The sequence below is a fragment of the Pseudomonas sp. RC2C2 genome (assembly GCF_018390435.1).
GTDB classification, from domain to species: Bacteria; Pseudomonadota; Gammaproteobacteria; order Pseudomonadales; family Pseudomonadaceae; genus Aquipseudomonas; species Aquipseudomonas donghuensis.
In genome coordinates, this window is the sequence record NZ_JAHBAX010000001.1 from 1,532,298 (window position 1) to 1,549,730 (window position 17,433).

Consider the following 17,433-nt stretch of genomic DNA (forward strand, 5'->3'; position numbering starts at 1 on the left):
GCAAAGGATCACGAGTAACCGCCATGAGCGAAGATCGATCGAGCAACGGGCAAAAGTCCTGGCTGGGCAAACTGACCCAGGCTTTTGCCCACGAGCCGAAAAACCGTCAGGAGCTGCTTGAGCTGCTGCGCGAAGCCCATCAGAACAAGCTGCTCGACAGCGAGGCGCTGACCATTGTCGAGGGCGCCATCCAGGTCGCCGACCTGCAAGTGCGCGACATCATGGTGCCGCGCTCGCAGATGATGAGCATCAAGGCGACCCAGTCGCCGCGTGAGTTCCTGCCGGCGGTGATCGATGCCGCGCACTCGCGCTACCCGGTCGTTGGCGAAAGCCACGACGACGTGCTCGGCGTGCTGCTGGCCAAGGACCTGCTGCCGCTGATCCTCAAGGAGAACGGCGACAGTTTCAACATCAAGGACCTGCTGCGCCCGGCCACGTTCGTGCCCGAGTCCAAGCGCCTGAACGTGCTGCTGCGTGAATTTCGCGCCAACCATAACCACATGGCCATCGTCATTGACGAATACGGCGGCGTGGCGGGTCTGGTGACCATCGAAGACGTACTCGAGCAGATCGTCGGCGACATCGAAGACGAGCATGACGTCGAGGAAGACAGCTACATCAAGCCGCTGCCCAGTGGCGACTTCCTGATCAAGGCGCTGACGCCGATCGAGAACTTCAACGAGTTCTTCGACAGCCAGTTCTCCGACGACGAGTTCGACACTGTCGGCGGCCTGGTCATGAGTGCCTTCGGCCACCTGCCCAAGCGTAACGAGACCACCGAGATCGGCCCGTACCGTTTCCGCATCCTCAATGCCGACAGCCGCCGGATTCACCTGCTGCGTCTAACCCCTATCACCCGTTAAGGACACCCATGCGCTGGATCACCCGCCCCGGCTGGCCCGGTAACCTGCTGGCCGTGGCGGCCGGTGCAATCACCACCCTGGCCCTGGCGCCGTTCGACATCTGGCCGCTGGCCTTGCTCGCGGCCGGCCTGTTCTACCTCGGCCTGCGCGAGCTCAGCCCACGCCAGGCCCTGGGCCGCGGCTGGTGCTTCGGCTTTGGCCTGTACGCCGCCGGCACCAGCTGGATCTACGTCAGTATCAACACCTATGGCGGTGCCACGCCGTTGCTGGCTACCGGCTTGTTGCTGGCGTTCTTTGCCGCCATTGCCTGGTTCTTCGCCCTGCCCGCCTGGCTTTGGGCGCGCTGGTTGCGGCGCAACGAGGCGCCGCTGGCCGATGCCCTGTGCTTCGCAGCGTTGTGGGTCGGCCAGGAAGCCTTCCGCGGCTGGTTCCTCACCGGGTTTCCCTGGCTGTACTCCGGTTACAGCCAGCTTGACGGGCCGCTCTCGGGCCTGGCGCCGCTGGGTGGCATGTGGCTGATTTCGTTCTGCCTGGCCCTGTGCGCGGCACTGGTGTGCAACCTGCCGCGCTTGCGGGCACGCAAGTCGTTCCTGGCTGTGGCCGTCGTGCTGTTGCTGGCGCCCTGGGCGATCGGCCTGGCACTGAAGAACCACGCCTGGACCAGCCCTTCCGGCAAGCCGCTGAGCGTCGCCGCCCTGCAAGGCAACGTCGAGCAGGAGCTGAAATGGAACCCGGAACACGTCAACGCCCAGTTGGCCCTGTACCGCGACATGAGCTTCAGCTCCAAACCGGTCGACCTGCTGGTGTGGCCAGAAACCGCGGTACCGGTCCTCAAGGATCAGGCCCAGGGCTACCTGGACATGATGGGCAACTTCGCCGCCGAGCGTAATACGGCCTTGATCACCGGCGTGCCGGTGCGCGAAGTGGTGCACCAGCAACGCCGCTATTACAACGGCATCACCGTGACCGGCGAAGGTGATGGCACTTACCTGAAGCAGAAACTGGTGCCGTTTGGCGAGTACGTGCCATTGCAGGACATGCTCCGTGGCCTGATTGCCTTCTTCGACCTGCCGATGTCGGACTTTGCCCGCGGGCCGGCCGACCAGCCGCTGTTGCAGGCCAAGGGCTATCAGATCGCGCCGTACATCTGCTACGAAGTGGTCTATCCGGAATTTGCGGCGAGCCTGGCGGCGCGCAGCGACATTCTCCTGACCATCAGCAACGACACCTGGTTCGGTACCTCGATCGGCCCCCTGCAGCACCTGCAGATGGCGCAGATGCGCGCCCTGGAAGCCGGACGCTGGATGATCCGCGCCACCAACAACGGCGTCACCGGCCTGATCGACCCGTTCGGCCGCATCACTGCGCAGATCCCGCAGTTCGAACGCGGCATCCTCTACGGTGAGGTAGTGCCGATGCAGCAGCTCACCCCGTACCTGCAATGGCGCTCCTGGCCACTGCTGATCCTCTGCGCGCTGCTGCTGGGCTGGGCCCTGCTGGCCAGCCGGATGGCCAAGACCGTCTAGTAGAACACTTTGTAGCCGAGCAGGCCGACTGCCTCGTTGAGCAGTTGGCCGCTCTGCCACAGCGACTTGCCCTCCGGCAGCCAGCCACCGAATGGTCGGGCATGGTCACGACCAAGAAAGCCCACCGGCGCCGTCACTACGTCAAAACCCGCCTGCTCGAAGCTCCAGCGCGAGCGCTGCATGTGCCAGGCCTGGGTCACCACCACCACGCGCTTGATCCCCAGGGGCTGCAACAGCTCGGCGCTCATCTGCGCGTTTTCCCACGTGGTGCGGCTGCGCTCCTCTTTCCAGCGTACGCTCACGCCCAGGTCACGCTGGAGGGAATCGGCCATCAACTGCGCTTCGCTGGGCGGCGTACCGTAGTGCAGGCCGCCGCTGGTCAGTACCGGCAAGCCCGAAGCCTTGGCCAACTGCGCCGCGTAGCGCATGCGTTCCATGGCCACGCCCGTGGGTTGATCCTGCGAATCCCAGGCCGGATCACCGCGTTCGCGGCCAGCGCCAAGAATGACAATGGCATCGGCATGCTCGGCCAGCCCTGCCCATTGGCTGGTGGCCAGCGCCGGCTCGGTTTCCAGTTGCCGGGCAGCCTGTTCCACCACGACCGGCAGGCTCATCAGCCACAACCCGCCCAAACCCAGGACGAAACACAGCCTCGACAAGCGCGGCCAGGATTTGCGCAGCCACCAGGCGCCCAGCAGCAGCAGAAACAGCACGCCAGGCGGCATGATCATTTGTTTGATGAGATAACGAATCGGCACGGGACACCTCCTTGGAGGTGCGCAGCCTAAGAGGATCGGCACCTGGCAACAATAGTCAGGTGCCGATCAGTGAAGTTTTTGACTCGGTGGCGCACTCCGCTTTGCGCCGGAAAAACCCGAACGGCTACTTGAATTGCAGCGTCCTGGACTTTGCTGTGGTAGCGGAGCGCTTATCCTTGAGCCAGACGATTCTGGCCGAAGTCGGCGTCTCCGGTTGTGGCAATGCGCCGACGCGTCCATGCCCGCCCTCCGGAAGGGATTCCAGATAGGCCTTGATCACTTCGAATTCAGCGCGGCTCAGACCACGCAACTCCAATTCAGCAGGCACTTCATCGCGTAATCGAACGGAGGTTCTCGCGACCTCGAGGGCCAGGCCCAGACGGTCGATCAGCCGTTCGTAAAGCTCCGGTTTCGTTGCTTGTTGCTGCGACTCTCCCATCCGTTCACCTCATTGAAGATAAATATATCTCCCCCCACACATGAGCTTAGCGTTACTCGCAAAAGCAGCCGGACGCCGCGACCAACGGCCCGCTGCGCCACAGGCGGTGCAATCAGGGTTTCCCTCGGTGGACAGGGGTCATGTATGCTAGGGCGTTCACCATACTTGACACCGGATTGCCGATGCAGCGGTTTGATCGCTGCCTGGATAAGGTCTCCCATTTCTCAGCGCAAAGTAGCCATGCACGAACTCTATCAGCCCCGCGAAATCGAAGCCGCCGCCCAGTCTTACTGGGATGAGCGAAAGTCTTTTGAAGTCAGTGAACAGCCAGGCAAGGACACGTACTACTGCCTATCGATGTTCCCGTACCCAAGCGGCAAGCTACATATGGGCCACGTGCGCAACTACACCATCGGTGACGTGATCGCCCGTTACCAGCGCATGCTCGGCAAGAACGTCCTGCAGCCAATGGGCTGGGACGCCTTTGGCATGCCGGCGGAAAACGCCGCGATGAAGAACAACGTCGCCCCGGCCAAGTGGACCTACGAAAACATCGAGTACATGAAGACCCAGCTCAAGAGCCTGGGCCTGGCGTTCGATTGGTCGCGTGAAGTCACCACCTGCAAGCCCGACTACTACCGCTGGGAACAGTGGCTGTTCACCCGCCTGTTCGAAAAAGGCGTGATCTACCGCAAAAACGGTACCGTGAACTGGGACCCGGCCGACCAGACCGTCCTTGCCAACGAGCAAGTCATCGACGGTCGCGGCTGGCGTTCGGGCGCGCTGATCGAGAAGCGCGAAATCCCGATGTACTACTTCAAGATCACCGACTACGCCGACGAGCTGCTGGAAAGCCTCGACGATCTGCCGGGCTGGCCTGAGCAGGTCAAGACCATGCAGCGCAACTGGATCGGCAAGTCCCGTGGCATGGAAGTGCAGTTCCCCTACGATCAGGCCAGCATCGGCCACGCCGGGGCCCTGAAAGTCTTCACCACCCGTCCGGACACCCTGATGGGCGCCACCTACGTGGCCGTTGCCGCCGAGCACCCGCTGGCCACCCAGGCCGCCCAGGGCAACCCCGAGCTGCAAGCCTTCATCGATGAGTGCAAGAGCGGCAGCGTCGCCGAAGCCGACATCGCGACCCAGGAGAAAAAAGGCCTGGCCACCTCGCTGTTCGTCGAGCACCCGCTGACCGGCGAAAAACTGCCGGTGTGGGTCGCCAACTACGTGCTGATGCACTACGGCGACGGCGCGGTCATGGCTGTCCCGGCCCACGACGAGCGCGATTTCGAGTTCGCCCACAAGTACAACCTGCCGGTCAAGGCTGTGATCCGTACCAGCGCTGGCGATGAAGTCGGCAGCGAGTGGCTGGCCGCCTACGGCGAGCACGGCCAGCTGATCAACTCCGGTGAGTTCGACGGCCTGGACTTCCAGGGTGCCTTCGACGCCATCGAAGTGGCACTGATCAAGAAAGAGCTGGGTAAGTCCCGCACCCAGTTCCGCCTGCGCGACTGGGGCATCAGCCGTCAGCGCTACTGGGGTTGCCCGATCCCGATCATCCACTGCCCAGCTTGTGGCGATGTGCCGGTACCGGAAGACCAACTGCCGGTCACCTTGCCGGAAAACGTCGTACCCGATGGCGCCGGTTCGCCACTGGCACGCATGCCCGAGTTCTACGAATGCGAATGCCCGAAATGCGGCACGGCGGCCAAGCGCGAAACCGACACCATGGACACCTTCGTCGAGTCGTCCTGGTACTTCGCCCGCTACGCCTCGCCTAACTACGAAGGCGGCATGGTCGACCCGAAAGCGGCCAACCACTGGCTGCCGGTAGATCAGTACATCGGTGGTATCGAACACGCGATCCTGCACCTGCTGTACGCGCGTTTCTTCCACAAGCTGATGCGCGACGAAGGCCTGGTCACCTCCAACGAGCCGTTCAAGAACCTGCTGACCCAGGGCATGGTCGTCGCCGAAACCTACTACCGCGTTGCCAGCAACGGCGGCAAGGACTGGTTCAACCCGGCCGACGTCGAAATCGAGCGCGATGCCAAGGCCAAGATCATCGGCGCCACGCTGAAGACCGACGGCCTGCCGGTCGAGATCGGCGGCACCGAGAAGATGTCCAAGTCCAAGAACAACGGCGTCGACCCGCAGGCAATGATCGAAGCCTACGGCGCCGACACCTGCCGCCTGTTCATGATGTTCGCCTCGCCGCCCGACATGAGCCTGGAATGGTCCGACTCTGGTGTCGAAGGTGCCAACCGCTTCCTGCGCCGCGTCTGGCGCCTGGCTCAGGCCCACGTGGCCCAGGGCCTGCCGGGCAAGCTGGATGTCGCCAGCCTTGATGACGCACAGAAAGTGATCCGCCGCGCCATCCACGCTGCCATCAAGCAGGCCAGCACCGATGTCGGCCAGTACCACAAGTTCAACACCGCCATCGCCCAGGTGATGACCGTGATGAACGTACTGGAAAAAGCCCCGCAAGCCAGCGAACAGGACCGCGCCCTGCTGCACGAAGGCCTGGAAGCGGTCACCCTGCTGCTGGCGCCGATCACCCCGCACATCAGCCATGAGCTGTGGCAGCAACTGGGTCACCAGGGCGCCGTGATCGACGCACCTTGGCCGGTACTGGACGAAAGCGCCCTGGTCCAGGACAGCATCGTCCTGGTCATCCAGGTCAACGGCAAGCTGCGTGGCCAGATCGAAATGCCGGCCGCAGCCAGCCGCGAGGAAGTCGAAGCCGCTGCGCGCAGCAACGAGAACGTGCTGCGCTTCACCGAAGGCCTGAGCATCCGCAAGGTCATCGTGGTACCGGGCAAGCTGGTCAACATCGTCGCCAACTGACAGGAAACGCCGGCCCGCCAATTATGCGGGCCGGCGCACAGAATCGGCCCACAAGGGAGCTACAACATGATCAAACGCAATCTGCTGGTAATGGGCCTGGCCGTGATGCTCAGCGCCTGCGGTTTCCAGCTGCGCGGTACCGGAACCAGTGAACTGGCGATCAAGGAACTGGACCTGAGTGCACGTAACGCCTACGGCGATACCGTGGTCCAACTGCGCCAGGCCCTGCAGAGCAGCGGCGTCAACGTCTACGCCGGCGCGCCTTACAAACTGGTTCTGACCAACGAAGCCGAAACCCAACGCGCAGCCACCTATGCTGGAGGTTCGGGTCGTTCGGCCGAGTATGAGCTGACCACCGTGCTGAGCTACAGCATTGAAGGCCACAACAACACCAACCTGCTCAACGACAAGCTCGAAGTGCGCAAGATCTATGTGCATGACGGCAACAACATCACCGGCTCGCAACAGGAAGCCACACAAGCTCGGAACGAAATGCGCCGCGACCTGGTGCAGAACATGCTGGTACGCCTGCAACTGCTGACCCCTGGCCAGCTTGAAGGCCTGCAGCAAAAGGCTGATGAACGTGCCCAGGCCGAAGCCGATGCCCTCGAAGCGGCCCGCCGCGCCCAGGACGAAACGCCTCAGCAGTCGCCGCTGCAACTGCCAGCCAACTGAGATTGAACGGGGCACTTCGGTGCCCCGTCTGCCATCATGAAACTCACTCCCGCCCAACTTAACAAGCACCTGCAAGGCAGCCTCGCACCGGTCTACGTGATCAGCGGCGATGACCCGCTGTTGTGCCAGGAAGCTGCCGACGCCATCCGCACGGCGGCACGCCAGCAAGGTTTCGACGAACGCCAGGTGTTCAGCGCCGACGCCAACTTCGACTGGGGCACCCTGCTCCAGGCCGGTGCCAGCCTGTCGCTGTTCGCCCAGCGGCGCTTGCTCGAACTGCGCCTGCCGTCCGGCAAGCCTGGCGACAAAGGCGCCGCGGCACTCATCGAATACTGCTCCAACCCCGCTGAAGACACCCTGCTGCTGATCAGCCTGCCCAAGCTCGACGGCAGTGCGCAGAAAACCAAGTGGGGCAAGGCGCTGATCGAAGGGCAACACACCCAGTTCGTGCAAATCTGGCCGGTGGACAGTCACCAGCTACCGCAATGGATCAGCCAGCGTCTGTCCCAGGCCGGGCTGAGCGCCCAGCGCGACGCCGTTGATCTGATTGCCGCGCGGGTGGAAGGCAACCTTTTGGCGGCAGCCCAGGAGATCGAGAAGCTCAAGCTACTGGCCGAAGGCAATCAGATCACTGTCGAAACCGTCCAGGCAGCGGTAGCCGACAGCGCCCGCTTTGATGTCTTCGGCCTGGTCGACGCCATCCTCAATGGCGAGGCCGCCCATGCCTTGCGCATGCTCGAAGGTTTGCGCGGCGAAGGCGTCGAACCGCCGGTGATTCTCTGGGCCCTGGCCCGGGAACTGCGCCTGCTGGCCGGACTGGCCCAGCAGTTCAGCCAGGGCGTGCCGCTGGACAAGGCCTTCAGCCAGGCCCGGCCGCCGGTCTGGGACAAGCGCAAACCACTGATGAGCAAGGCCCTGCAACGCCATTCGGCGCAGCGCTGGAGCCAGTTGTTGCAAGATGCCCAGCGCATCGATGCGCAAATCAAGGGCCAGGCTCAGGGCTCGGCCTGGACCAGCCTGGCGCGCTTGTCGTTGCTGATGGCGGGGCAGCGTCTGGCGTTGCCGGCTGAGTGAAGCCGGGGGCTGCTTTGCAGCCCATCGCTGGCAAGCCAGCTCCCACGACCGTCTCTGTGGGAGCTGGCTTGCCAGCGATGGCTTCAACGCCTATATTGCGCCCCACACCCACCTGGCAGGACATCCTGTGATGAGCAAGAAACCCGCAAAACCCGGGCCCAACAAGGCCAAATCAATCATTGCCCAGCCATTGTTCCGCAGCCGCCAGGAACGCGCCGGCAAAGGCAAAGGCAGCTACCGCCGCGAAGCCTTCCAATCGAGAGATTGGGAGGCTTCTTACTTTTTGGCCGCATAAAAGCAAGAATCCGGCAGGCGTGGTATGGTCGGCACCTGACTTGAAATACCTGGACCTGTGCATGCCCTTTTGTCTTACCCGTCGCTGGCAACCTCGCCAGCTGATTGCCGCCTCCAGCCTCATCCTGCTTGTCGCCTGCGCGGAAAAGCCCACCGCCGCCGATGCGCTGCCGCTGGCTCCTGCCCAGCCTGCTCCGGTCGTGACACTGCCCAACCCCATCGTCGACACCAGCAGCGAAATCCAGCCGCTGCAAAGCTTTGCCCAATGGCAAGCGGGGTTCCGTCAGCAAGCCCTGCAAGCCGGTATCAATACCAACACCTTTGACCGTGCCTTCCTTGGCGTCATCCCCGACATGGACGTGATCAAGGCCGACCGCAGCCAGCCGGAGTTCACCCGGCCGGTATGGGAATACCTCGATGGCGCGCTGTCGCCGTTGCGTGTGCGCAATGGCAAGGGTCTGCTGGAAAAACACGCCGAACTGCTGAGCCAGATCGAACAACGCTATGGCGTCGACCGCAATGTGCTGGTTTCGGTCTGGGGCATGGAAAGCAACTTTGGCCAGTTCCAGGGCAACAAATCGGTCATCCGCTCCCTGGCGACCCTGGCCTATGAAGGCCGCCGCCCGGCCTTCGCCCAGGCGCAGCTGATTGCGGCCCTGCAGATCCTGCAGAACGGCGATATCCAGCCCGATGCGATGAAAGGCTCGTGGGCCGGCGCCATGGGCCAGACCCAGTTCATCCCCACCACCTACAACACCCACGCGGTGGATTTTGACGGCGATGGCCGCCGGGATATCTGGAACAGCTCGGCTGACGCCCTGGCGTCCACTGCCCACTACCTGCAGAGCTCCGGCTGGAAACGCGGCGAGCCCTGGGGTTTTGAGGTGCAGCTGACACCTGGCTTCGACTACTGGCTGGCGGATGGCAGCCAGCGCAAGACGGTGTCCGAATGGATGCAAATGGGCCTGAAACTGCCTGCCGGTGTGCGTTTGCCTGCCGGTAGCGAGCAGTTGTCCGCCGCCTTGCTGTTGCCGGCCGGTTACCGCGGCCCGGCCTTCCTGGTGCTGGACAACTTCCGCGCGATCCTCAAGTACAACAACTCGTCGTCCTACGCCATGGCCGTCGGCCTGCTTGGCCAACGGTTCGATGGCTCAGGTTACATCGCCGGATCCTGGCCCAAAGATGACCTGCCGCTGAGCCGCAGCGAGCGGGTCGAATTGCAGACCCTGCTCAGCGCCCGCAACTACGACGCCGGGGCCGCCGACGGCATTATCGGCGCCAACACCCGCAAGGCCATTCGCAGTGCTCAGCAGGCGCTGGGCTGGCCTGCCGACGGCTATCCGACGCACAAGCTGCTCGATAGCCTGCGTCAACGCTAAGCAATACAAAAACGCCCCTGTTCAGGGGCGTTTTTCATTCAGCGCCTGAACAAGTCCTGCTCCAGCCGCAAGCACTTGCGATCGGCATCCAGGTGCACCCTGGCCCCTAGCGGCAAGGTCAGGTTCGGGTCGCAATGACCGCTGCGCCATCCGGCCAGCACCGGCACCTGCAACGGCGCGAAGAACTGCCGCATCAAGGGCGCCAGCGCCTCTAGCGTGATTCCGGCAAAATCCCCCAGCAACACGCCACGAACCCCTTCGAGCTTGCCCGCCAGGCGCAACTGCGTCAGCAGGCGGTCAACCCGATACAGTGGCTCATTGACGTCTTCGACAAACAGAATGCCACCGCCGCAGTGGATTTCTGCAGGGGTGCCCAGGGTTGCGCACAATATCGACAGGTTACCGCCCTGCAAGGGCCCGCTGGCAGCGCCTGGCAGGATCGAGGTCAACGGCCAGGCATCGGGGTGTTCAAGGCGGTCGCCGGCGCCCAGGCGGCCGCTGAGCTGCTGGAACAGCGATGACAGGGTCGGCTCCTGCTTGTTGCCCAGCAATTCCGACTTGAGCATGGCGCCGTGGAACGACACGAACCCGGCATGACGGGCAATGGCCGTGTGCAGCGCGGTGATGTCGCTGTAGCCGACCAAAGGCTTGGGGTGACGGCGCAGCAGGTCGAAATCGATGTTTTCCAGCAGGCGCATGCTGCCGTAGCCACCACGCAGGCAGATGATGGCATCGACATCTTCGGCAGCGAAGGCGCTGTGCAGGTCTTGCAGGCGCTGCGCATCGCTACCAGCCAGATAGCCCTCGGCGGCAGTCACCCCCGGGTAGATCCGGCAGCGATAGCCGCGCGCCTCGAACCACTGGTTGACCTTGAGCGTATCGACCTGGGCGGGACCTGCCGGGGCAATGATCGCGATCAGCCCGCCAGCGGGCAAGGCCATGGGCAACGGCTGGGCATGGGACAGCACGCGGGCCTGATGCGTGAAGGGAAGGTTCATCCAGACGACTCCTTGTGTGGACAGATCCGCCCACAGTAAATCAACGATCCGTTCGACGGCGCAAGGAAGCCTTGCCGCAAACAAAAATGCCGATGCCGCAGGGTAGCGAGCATCGGCATTGAGGCACTGCGACGGCGATCAGAGCTTGATCTTGGCCTCGTGCGCCTGCTGGTCGGCATGGTACGAAGAACGCACCAGCGGGCCGGAGGCGACGTTCTTGAAGCCCATCTTGTAGCCTTCTTCGGCGAACCAGGCGAAGGTGTCCGGGTGCACGAAACGCTGCACCGGCAAGTGGCTGCGCGACGGCTGCAGGTACTGGCCGAGGGTCAGCATGTCGATGTTGTGCTCGCGCATGCGATGCATCACTTCGATCACTTCTTCGTCGGTTTCGCCCAGGCCCAGCATCAGGCCGGACTTGGTCGGTACGTGCGGCACCAATTCCTTGAACTTCTGCAGCAGGGTCAGCGACCACTGGTAGTCCGAACCCGGGCGCGCCGCCTTGTACAGGCGCGGCACGGTTTCCAGGTTGTGGTTGAACACATCCGGTGGCGTCTCGGCGGTGATCGCCAGGGCGACGTCCATGCGCCCGCGGTAGTCCGGCACCAGGGTTTCGAGCTGGACGCCCGGCGACAGCGCGCGAATCTCGCGGATGCAGTCGGCAAAGTGCTGGGCGCCGCCGTCACGCAGGTCGTCGCGGTCCACCGAGGTGATCACCACGTACTTCAGGCGCAGGTCGGCGATGGCCACGGCGAGGTTCTTCGGCTCGTCGACATCCAGTGGCTTTGGCCGGCCATGGCCGACGTCGCAGAACGGGCAACGACGGGTGCAGATGTCACCCATGATCATGAAGGTGGCGGTACCGCCGGAGAAGCATTCGCCCAGGTTCGGGCAGGAAGCTTCTTCACAGACGCTGTGCAGCTTGTGCTTGCGCAGCAGTTGCTTGATGCGGTCGACTTCCGGCGAAACCGGGATACGCACGCGAATCCAGTCAGGCTTTTTTGGCAGCTCGTCGGTGGGGATGATCTTTACCGGGATACGCGCGACTTTTTCCGCGCCACGCAGTTTGACACCCGCCTCGACCTTGGGCCGTGGCGCTGGCGTCACGCTTTGCACTGGTTCTTGCACAACAGTAGTCATATTCAGAAGATTCCGCCCGTAAGGGTCGCCTGCTCAGCATAGTCGAGGTGCTTGACCAGCTGCCCGCGCAGCCTTGCCCTTACCTCAGAGAGTTCGATCGAGCCTGCCTGATCGCGCAGCTGGGTCATGGCCAGCCCCGCATACCCGCAGGGGTTAATCCGGCGGAATGGCGCAAGGTCCATGTCCACGTTCAGAGCAAGGCCGTGAAACGAACAGCCATTGCGAATCCGCAGGCCGAGCGAGGCGATCTTCGCCCCGTCGACATAGACGCCCGGCGCATCGGCCTTGGCCGCCGCCTCGACGTTGTAACTGGCCAGCAACTCGATCAGGCAGCGTTCGATGCGGCTGACCAGATCGCGCACGCCAAACCCAAGGCGGCGCACATCCAGCAACAGATAGGCCACCAGCTGGCCCGGGCCGTGATAGGTCACCTGGCCACCGCGATCGGTCTGCACCACCGGGATGTCACCCGGCACCAGCAGATGCTCGGCCTTGCCGGCCTGGCCCTGGGTGAACACCGCCGGGTGTTCAACCAGCCATACCTCATCCGCCGTGCCCGGGCCGCGCTGGTCGGTAAACCGGCGCATGGCCTCGAGCACCGGCTCGTAGGGCAGCAGGCCAAGGTCGCGAAAGCCGAGGCAATCGGGCATCAGAGCACCATTTTCACGATACCGGTCGCGCGCAGGGCGCTGTTGATGTTGTGCAGTTGGTCTTCACTGGTCGCCACGATGTGCAGCTGCACCGTGGTGTACTTGCCTTCCTTGCTCTGACGCTCAGCCAGGGTCTTGAGATCGACCTCGGCGTACTTCTTGAGGATCTCGATCACCGTGTCCTTGAAATGGACCACGGTGTCACCGATGACCTTGATCGGGTAATCGGCGCAGGGGAATTCGATTTTGTGCGACTTGACGTCTTCGCTCATGGCAATAACGGCCTCGTAGCCGTGGCAACAACAACGCCCCCGCGTGAGTGGGCGGGGGCGTGGCAGGTCACGATATCAGTTGAACAACCCGTAGAAGAATAGCCGAATGCTATCCCACACACGACGGAAGAAACCACCTTCCTCAACGCCATCCAGCGCGATCAGGTCGGCACTGTGGACAACCTTGTCATCCAGTTTGACTTCCACTTTACCGATCACGTCACCTTTGTTGATCGGAGCGATCAATTGCGGGTTCATGGTCATGCTTGCGGCCAGCTTTTTCAATTGGCCTTTAGGCAAAGTCATGCTCAGGTCCTGGGCAAGACCGGCTTTGACCTGATTGGTCGCACCCTTCCATACCGGCGCCCGGGCCAGTTCCGTACCCTTCTGGTAGAAGGTCTGGGTTTCGAAGAAGCGGAAGCCATAGGTCAGCAGCTTCTGGGTTTCGGCCGCACGCGATTGCTCGCTGTTGGTACCGAAGACCACGGCGATCAGGCGCATGCCGTCACGGACCGCCGAAGACACCATGCAGTAGCCGGCTTCGTCGGTGTGGCCGGTTTTCAGGCCGTCGACAGTCTTGTCGCGCCACAGCAACAGGTTGCGGTTAGGCTGCTTGATGTTGTTCCAGAAGAACTCCTTCTGCGAGTAGATCGCATAGTGAGCCGGGTCTTCGTGGATGATCGCGCGTGCCAGTACTGCCATGTCGTGGGCCGACGAGTAGTGCTCGGGGTTCGGCAGGCCGGTCGGGTTCATGAAGTGACTGTTGCTCATGCCAAGATCGCTGGCAGTCTTGTTCATCATGTCGGCGAAAGCGTCTTCGCTGCCGGCGATGTGCTCGGCCAGGGCGACGCTGGCGTCGTTACCCGACTGGATGATGATGCCGTGCAGCAGGTCGCTGACGCTGACCTGGGTACCGACCTTGATGAACATCCGCGAACCACCGGTGCGCCAGGCGTTTTCGCTGACGGTGACCGGATCGTTCTCGCCGATCTGCCCACGACGGATATCCAGGGTCGCGATGTAGGCGGTCATCAGCTTGGTCAGGCTCGCCGGAGGCAGACGCTGGTCACCATTGTTCTCGACCAGGATGTTGCCGCTGGAGGCTTCCATGAGCACGTAGGACTTGGCAGCCAGTTGCGGCGGCGACGGCATCATCTGCTCTGCCGCGAAGGCGGCAGGGGCAATCATCAGCGGTACAAGCAGGCAAAGGCGTTTGGCAAAGCTGGTTATGTTCATCCGTCTCTCGAAATGGCTAATGGGCTCATGCCCTCATGGGCAAAACGTTTACAGGCACATGGCCTGACGGGCAAAACCGCCATTGTACATGGCAGCTGCGCCCGGCTGCATGACAAACCGATCAGTCCCCCCGATCAGTCTGCCGTGACGACTTTGGGCTGCCCCAGGTTGGCCAGACGCACGCTGTCCTGCATCTGCTGGGCTTCACCCTGGCTGTTGATCGGCCCCAGGCGGACCCGGTGCAGGGTCTGCTGGTTACGCACGATCGAACTGATGAAGACCGGCGCGCTGACCATGCTGCTGAGCTTGGAGCGCAGCAGTTCGGCGGCGTCCGGGTTGGCAAAGGCGCCGACCTGCAAGTAAAGACCATTGCCGGCCATGCTGTTGTTGCTGGCAACCTGCAGCGGCACGACCGCGGCGGCATGCTGCTGCGGTGGCGGCGTCCATTGTTCGACCGTGCCGGTGCTGGCCGGCATGGCCTGGGTCTGGGCCACTTGCGGCTGGTCGAGAACCATCGGCGCCGGCTGGCCACGCTGGGCCCACCATTGTTTCGGGTCGATACCCTCGACGCGCACCCGCGCGGTACCGGTTTCGGCATAGCCGAGCTTCTTCGCCGCCGCGTACGACAGGTCGATGATACGGTCGGAATAGAACGGCCCGCGGTCGTTGACCCGCAGGATCACGCTGCGCTGGTTGTCGAGGTTGGTGACCTTGACGTAGGCCGGCAGCGGCAGGGTCTTGTGCGCCGCGCTCATGCCGTAGAGGTCATAGACCTCGCCGTTGGCGGTGTTCTGGCCATGGAACTTGGTGCCATACCACGACGCCGTGCCCTCGGCGCGGTAGTTGCGCGAGTCGGGGATCGGGAAGTAGGTCTTGCCCAGCACGGTGTAGGGGTTGGCCTTGTAGTTACCGGTGTGCACGGTCGGGGTCGCGTCCGGGATCTTCGAGACGTCGACATCCCACCAGGGTGCACCATCCTTGTGGGCCCGGTTGATGTCCAGGCCAGGCTTGGCCCGCACCACATTGGTATTGCCCTGGGTAGAAGTGCTTGGGCGGCTGCTCGAACAGCTCACCAGCACCAGGCCCAGGGCCGCGCAACCGAGCAGTTTCAGCGATGTAGCGGAGAACATTACGCGCATTACTTGGCGCCCCGTGCTTGAACCAGCAGGTCCGAGAGCTGATGCACTGCCATGGCATACATCACGCTGCGGTTATAGCGAGTGATCGCGTAGAAGTTTTTCAGGCCCAGCCAGTATTCCGGGCCATTGTCGCCTTCGAGCCGGAAGGCGGTGACCGGCAGATCATCGCGCAGCGCATCATGACTCGACCAGCCCAGTGCCCGCAACTCCCCGACCGTCTTGACCGCGTCGATGCCCGGGCTCAGGCCCTCGTCGACGCGCTCGCCACGCACCGTGGCACGGCTGACCACCTGCTCGCCGGCCACCCAGCCGTGGCGCTTGAAGTAGCTGGCCACGCTGCCGATGGCATCGTCCGGGTTGTTCCAGATATTGATGTGGCCGTCGCCGTCAAAGTCCACGGCGTAAGCGCGAAAACTGCTCGGCATGAACTGCGGCAGGCCCATGGCCCCGGCGTAGGAACCTTTGAGGGTCAGCGGGTCGACCTGCTCTTCGCGGGCCAGCAACAGGTACTCGCGCAGCTCCTTGCGGAAGAACTCGGCGCGCGGCGGGTAGTCGAAGCCCAGGGTCGACAGCGCGTCGATCACCCGGTAGTTGCCGGTGTTGCGGCCAAAGAAGGTCTCGACGCCGATGATCGAAACGATCACCTGGGCTGGCACGCCGTATTCCTGCTCGGCACGGGCCAGGGTGGCCTCGTGCTGGCGCCAGAAGTCGACGCCGCGGGCGACCCGGGCGTCCGTGAGGAACATCGGGCGATAGTCTTTCCAGGGTTTTACCCGCTCGGCCGGGCGCGAGATCGCGTCAAGGATCGACTGCTTGCGCTGAACCTCGCGAAACACCCCCATCAGCTGCTCACCGGCAAAACCGTAGTCGCGGGTCATTTCGCCGACGAACTCGGCCACCTGGGGCGAGCCATCGTAGTCGCCGGCACAAGCGCCTTGCGCTGCGCCGAACAAACCCAGAAAGCCGACCCAAGGCGCACAGCGAGCCGCCCAGCCACGCATTGCTTGCATGTAATTCTTCACCTTATTCAAACCTGCGCAATCCATTTGCGATGCGTATGGATCGACATTAAAACCCCAAACGCTGACAGCAGCGTCACCAACGAAGTTCCGCCATAGCTAATGAAGGGCAGCGGCACACCTACTACCGGCAACAAGCCGCTGACCATACCGATATTGACGAACACATAAACAAAGAAGGTCATGGTCAGGCTGCCAGCCAGCAGCTTGCCGTAGAGCGTCTGGGCCTGGGCGGTAATCACCAGGCCGCGGCCGATCAGCAGCAGGTAGATCAGCAACAGTGCGCAAATGCCGACCAGGCCGAACTCCTCGCCGAGCACGGCGATGATGAAGTCGGTGTGGCTTTCCGGGAGAAAATCCAGGTGCGACTGGGTGCCCAGCAGCCAGCCCTTGCCGAACACGCCGCCCGAACCGATCGCCGCTTTCGACTGGATGATGTTCCAGCCGGTGCCCAGCGGGTCACTTTCCGGGTCGAGGAAGGTCAGTACCCGCTGCTTCTGGTAGTCGTGCATGACGAAGAACCACATGGCCACCGCCACCGGCACCGCCGCCGCCACCACGCTGAGGATCCAGCGCCAGCGCAGGCCGCCCATGAACAGCACGAAGGCGCCGGAGGCCAGGATCAACAAGGCGGTGCCCAGGTCCGGCTGGCGCACGATAAGGATGAACGGCACGCCAATCAGGATCAGGCTGATCATCACGTGCTTGAGGTGCGGCGGCAGCGAGCGCTTGGCCAGGTACCAGGCGATGGTCGCCGGCATGATGATCTTCATGAACTCCGAGGGCTGGAAGCGGATCACCCCGGGGATGTTGATCCAGCGAGTGGCCCCCATGGCGTTGTGGCCCATGACGTCAACCACCACCAGCAGGATCACCCCGACCACATAGGCCAGAGGCACCCAGCGGGCCATGAAGCGTGGCTCGAGCTGGGCAATCACGAACATCGACACCAGACCGATGCCGAAGGAGCTGGCCTGCTTGAGCAACAGGTCCCAGTTTTTGCCGCTGGCCGAATAGAGGACGAACAGGCTGCCGGCCGCCAGGGTCAGCAGCAGGATCAGCAACGGCCCGTCGATATGGATGCGCTGCAGGAAACTGGCGCGGCGCCGCATCACATCCTCGCTGGA

General features: G+C 63.0%; 17 protein-coding genes. 7 read left to right on the top strand and 10 right to left on the bottom strand.

Annotated features, from left to right (window positions below; all coding sequences use genetic code 11):
• Positions 1–23 precede the first annotated feature (23 nt).
• Both KHO53_RS07055 and lnt read left to right on the top strand, forming a co-directional pair.
• A complete protein-coding gene (locus KHO53_RS07055; protein WP_010222913.1) occupies positions 24–863 on the top strand; it encodes a CorC family transporter in 840 nt (279 codons plus the stop codon).
• Positions 864–871: 8 nt separating this feature from the next.
• A complete protein-coding gene (lnt, locus tag KHO53_RS07060) occupies positions 872–2,389 on the top strand; it encodes an apolipoprotein N-acyltransferase (protein ID WP_036996973.1) in 1,518 nt (505 codons plus the stop codon).
• On the opposite strand, the gene KHO53_RS07065 is transcribed toward lnt, so the two are convergent.
• Both KHO53_RS07065 and KHO53_RS07070 read right to left on the bottom strand, forming a co-directional pair.
• Complete coding sequence (locus tag KHO53_RS07065) at positions 2,386–3,147, bottom strand: YdcF family protein (RefSeq protein WP_010222911.1); 762 nt, start codon at positions 3,145–3,147, stop codon at positions 2,386–2,388. The two genes, lnt and KHO53_RS07065, sit on opposite strands and share 4 nt — an antisense overlap.
• 124 nt (positions 3,148–3,271) lie before the next feature.
• Positions 3,272–3,586 carry a hypothetical protein gene (locus KHO53_RS07070; protein ID WP_010222910.1) on the bottom strand — a complete coding sequence of 105 codons (315 nt, stop codon included), beginning with the start codon at positions 3,584–3,586 and terminating at the stop codon, positions 3,272–3,274.
• A 240-nt stretch (positions 3,587–3,826) separates the two neighbouring features.
• Between KHO53_RS07070 and leuS the strand changes: the two genes are divergently transcribed.
• The 5 genes from leuS to KHO53_RS07095 all read left to right on the top strand — a co-directional run bounded on the left by leuS (position 3,827) and on the right by KHO53_RS07095 (position 9,855).
• Positions 3,827–6,433, top strand: coding sequence for a leucine--tRNA ligase (leuS, locus tag KHO53_RS07075; protein WP_100782773.1), 2,607 nt, complete (start codon positions 3,827–3,829; stop codon positions 6,431–6,433).
• A 66-nt stretch (positions 6,434–6,499) separates the two neighbouring features.
• Positions 6,500–7,108 carry an LPS-assembly lipoprotein LptE gene (locus tag KHO53_RS07080; RefSeq protein WP_010222908.1) on the top strand — a complete coding sequence of 203 codons (609 nt, stop codon included), beginning with the start codon at positions 6,500–6,502 and terminating at the stop codon, positions 7,106–7,108.
• A gap of 36 nt (positions 7,109–7,144) precedes the next feature.
• Positions 7,145–8,182, top strand: coding sequence for a DNA polymerase III subunit delta (holA, locus tag KHO53_RS07085; protein WP_036996974.1), 1,038 nt, complete (start codon positions 7,145–7,147; stop codon positions 8,180–8,182).
• A gap of 130 nt (positions 8,183–8,312) precedes the next feature.
• Positions 8,313–8,477: an alternative ribosome rescue factor ArfA gene (gene arfA, locus KHO53_RS07090; protein ID WP_010222906.1), complete on the top strand. Its 165-nt coding sequence runs from the start codon at positions 8,313–8,315 to the stop codon at positions 8,475–8,477.
• A gap of 61 nt (positions 8,478–8,538) precedes the next feature.
• The gene (locus KHO53_RS07095) at positions 8,539–9,855 is read left to right on the top strand and encodes a lytic murein transglycosylase (protein WP_010222905.1); all 1,317 of its coding nucleotides are present in this window, start codon (positions 8,539–8,541) and stop codon (positions 9,853–9,855) included.
• Between the two features lie 38 nt (positions 9,856–9,893).
• On the opposite strand, the gene KHO53_RS07100 is transcribed toward KHO53_RS07095, so the two are convergent.
• From KHO53_RS07100 to rodA, 8 genes are all read right to left on the bottom strand, one after another.
• Positions 9,894–10,853: a S66 peptidase family protein gene (locus tag KHO53_RS07100; protein ID WP_213570137.1), complete on the bottom strand. Its 960-nt coding sequence runs from the start codon at positions 10,851–10,853 to the stop codon at positions 9,894–9,896.
• 138 nt (positions 10,854–10,991) lie between these two features.
• Positions 10,992–11,990 (bottom strand): lipoyl synthase, encoded by a 999-nt coding sequence (gene lipA / locus KHO53_RS07105; RefSeq protein ID WP_010222903.1) that lies wholly within the window; start codon positions 11,988–11,990, stop codon positions 10,992–10,994.
• A gap of 2 nt (positions 11,991–11,992) precedes the next feature.
• Entirely contained in the window at positions 11,993–12,640 is a 648-nt protein-coding gene (lipB, locus tag KHO53_RS07110) for a lipoyl(octanoyl) transferase LipB (protein WP_010222902.1), read from the bottom strand.
• On the bottom strand, positions 12,640–12,912 hold the full coding sequence (locus KHO53_RS07115) for a DUF493 domain-containing protein (RefSeq protein WP_010222901.1): 273 nt from the start codon (positions 12,910–12,912) through the stop codon (positions 12,640–12,642). The genes lipB and KHO53_RS07115 overlap by 1 nt, the downstream gene beginning before the upstream one ends.
• Before the next feature lie 75 nt (positions 12,913–12,987).
• Entirely contained in the window at positions 12,988–14,148 is a 1,161-nt protein-coding gene (locus KHO53_RS07120) for a D-alanyl-D-alanine carboxypeptidase family protein (protein ID WP_213570138.1), read from the bottom strand.
• 134 nt (positions 14,149–14,282) lie between these two features.
• Positions 14,283–15,287: a septal ring lytic transglycosylase RlpA family protein gene (locus KHO53_RS07125; RefSeq protein ID WP_010222899.1), complete on the bottom strand. Its 1,005-nt coding sequence runs from the start codon at positions 15,285–15,287 to the stop codon at positions 14,283–14,285.
• Entirely contained in the window at positions 15,287–16,297 is a 1,011-nt protein-coding gene (gene mltB / locus KHO53_RS07130; protein ID WP_010222898.1) for a lytic murein transglycosylase B, read from the bottom strand. Before mltB ends, KHO53_RS07125 begins: the two co-directional genes overlap by 1 nt.
• Positions 16,298–16,314: 17 nt before the next feature.
• Entirely contained in the window at positions 16,315–17,418 is a 1,104-nt protein-coding gene (gene rodA, locus KHO53_RS07135; RefSeq protein WP_010222897.1) for a rod shape-determining protein RodA, read from the bottom strand.
• Between the last annotated feature and the right edge of the window lie 15 nt (positions 17,419–17,433).